Source organism: Bradyrhizobium sp. P2_E8 (assembly GCF_056403875.1).
This window is the reverse complement of the sequence record NZ_JBFUES010000969.1, coordinates 1-2,762: the sequence shown is the minus strand read 5'-3', so window position 1 is coordinate 2,762 and position 2,762 is coordinate 1. Positions and strand designations below refer to the sequence as shown.

The following is a 2,762-nucleotide window of genomic DNA, read 5'->3' as shown; positions in this document are numbered from 1 at the left end:
CATCTGTTACGGCCGCCCTCCGCGGTATGAAGTCAGGCCTTCAATCCGACATCGCGTGCGGCCCGTGGTATTTTGGGCCGGGCAATCGGCATAATCCCAACCATGCCGGGTCAGTGGCCGTGACGTCGGGCGAGAAATGGGTGACCCAGCAGTCCTGCTTCGGGGTGGATGATCCCGATCTGGCAGACGTCCTGGCGACGGAGAAAGAGCTGGGTATTCGCAAATAGGCGAGCCGGTGTGGGCCGCGTCGGAAAACGGACCAGGGGCGACAATTCACGCCCTTGGTCATCGGCGGCAGAGCCGATTGTCCACGACCGGACGCTCCGCTGAGCGCATGCGCCTCAAATCAATCGAGTGAATGATCGTGCCAAACCTTGGTCCTTTCGTCGTTTCCGGGCTCGCCACCGGCGCGGTATATGCGCTCTCGGCAGTCGCAATCGTAATCCTCTTCCGGGCTTCTGGTGTCGTCAACCTTGCGCAGGGCGCGATCGGTGCGCTCTCGGCGATCATCGCCTGGCAGATCGGAAACTCAGGTGGCCCTCCCTGGATCGGGTGGATCGCGGGCGTGATCGCAGCTATGGCGGTCTCGCTGGCCTATGGCCGGCTCCTTGCTCCGCGTGTAGCTCATAGCGATCCAGTGGTTCGAGCGGTGGCTACGCTTGGCCTGGCGCTCGTGCTGCTCGGGGTCATGGATTTCTTCTGGGGCGAATACGGCCGTGTTCTACGTCTTCCGACCGACAGTCTGGGCGTGCGCATCCTGGATGTGCGGGTAACCTACACGCGCCTGATCGCGCTAGGGCTCACATGTCTTGTTACGGTCGGCACGATCTTCTTTCTGGGATGGACGCGGATGGGGCTGGCGATGCGCGCGCTTGCCAACCGCCGGGACATCAGTGCGATGCTCGGCGTGCCCGTCCTGACGGTCGATTCCTGGGCGTGGGCGATGTCGGGACTGATTGCCGGTGTCAGCGGCATCCTGCTCGCCAACCTTGCGCGGATGCAGCCCCTGTTCCTGACATTCATGGTTATTCCGGTGATCGCCGCCGCAATTGCCGGCCGTGTGCAATCGCTGGGTATCGCGGTTGCGGGCGGCTTGGCAATCGGTGTGATCGAAGCGATCGGCACGCCATTTCCGTCCGTCGCGCCCTACCGCACATTGACGCCCTTCGTCTTTGCCATCGTCGCGCTGGCTTTCCTGCAGCGCCATGGGCATCCACTGATCAGCGGCGGGGCTGGACTGGGAGCAGACGATGTGTGCTCGGGCGCGCCCGCGRGGAGCCAGCGCCACCGCGCGTTGGTCGGAGTCGCTGCCGGAGTTGCCACTGCGCTGGTGGTGGCGCTGGCGGTGCCCGAAATCGCCAGTTCATACTGGCTGCGTGTGCTGACCGCCTCCGCTATCCTGGCGCTCGGCTCGCTTGCCACCGCAATTATCTATGCGCAGTTGGGCATGGTTTCCTTGTGCCAGTTCGCCTTGGTCGGCGTCGGCGGTTGGGTTGCGTTGCGTTCCTGGCATGCAATCCATTGGCCCTTCGAAATGTCGTTGCTGTGCGGTGGTGTCGGCGCCGCTCTGCTGGGTCTGATCTTCGGGCTGCCGGCACTGCGCATGCGCGGTCTGTATCTTGCGCTGGTCACTTTGATGATCGCGGGTGGTTTCCAGGTGGTGATCACCGCCATCGATTTCCCCGACGGTGGAGCCGGCTTCATTGGCAAGATCTATAATGGGCCGCGCCAGTATATGGACCGCCCCGGGCTGGCAACGACGGACGCCGCCTATTTTCGCTATTGCCTGGGAGCGCTCGTCATCGGCTATCTCTTCGTCCTCTGGCATCAGCGCTCGCGAGCCGGGCGCGCCTGGGCGATGATACGTCGCAGCGAAGCTTGCGCCCTGTCGGCGAGCGTCAATATCGTCGCCTACAAGATATGGGCCTTCGCGCTCGCCGGCTTCCTTGCGGGGATCTGCGGCGGGCTGCTCGCGGGTCTCATCGGCACGCTCGACCTGACCTCGTTTCCGGCGAGCGAATCTGTGTTGCTCTTCGCGGTGACCCTTATCGGCGGCGCCTATAGCTGGCTGGGGCCGATTCTGGCGGGCCTGCTGCTGCGCGCTGTTCCCGGACTCCTCAACGATTGGCACATCGACGGCAATATCGCGACGATCGTCTTTGGAGCGGGCCTGTTGCATGCGTTGATTACCGCCCCGGGCGGCGTTGCGGGCCAGATCCTTGATACCGTCGGGCGCATCAAGGTGTTTGCCAGACAGGTGCGACGGGAGAAGGCAGTATGATCGAGATCGACGGCCTGGGGGTCAGGTTCGGCGGGGTGACAGCGTTGAATGCGCTGACGGCATCGCTCGATGCAGCGGTAACAGGATTGGTCGGTCCCAATGGCGCGGGCAAGACGACGTTGCTTAACGTGCTCAGCGGCTTCATCACGCCAACCGCCGGGTCCGTCAGGATCGACGGGCAGGACATCGGGCGTCTTGCGACGCATCGGCGGTCAGCATTCGGGATCCGTCGAACCTTCCAGACCGAGCAGGTGGTGCTCAATCTCTCGGTGCGAGACAATATCGCGGGGATGCTCGATCATGTTCCCTACGGGACGAGCAGCCGCAACGACGTCATCAATGCGGCTCTGCGCTATACCGGTCTCTCGGATCGGGCCCATCTGATGGGGGGAGCCCTCGCGACAAGCGACCGGCGGATGGTCGAAATCGCGCGATGCATCGTCGGCGCCCCGAAGATCATCATGATGGATGAACCCGGAGC

2 protein-coding genes and 1 pseudogene are annotated in these 2,762 nt (G+C 63.5%); all 3 read left to right on the top strand.

The genetic code is table 11. From position 1 onward, the window contains the following. Positions 1-227: pseudogene (locus AC1D00_RS35115) on the top strand (ABC transporter substrate-binding protein); the annotation flags it as partial. Positions 228-358: 131 nt separating this feature from the next. Beyond that, positions 359-2,281, top strand: a complete 1,923-nt coding sequence (locus tag AC1D00_RS35110; protein WP_477013836.1) for an ABC transporter permease subunit — start codon at positions 359-361, stop codon at positions 2,279-2,281. Further along, positions 2,278-2,762 (top strand): ATP-binding cassette domain-containing protein (locus AC1D00_RS35105; protein WP_477013835.1); only part of this gene is annotated, 485 nt, incomplete at its 3' end. The genes AC1D00_RS35110 and AC1D00_RS35105, both read left to right, overlap by 4 nt.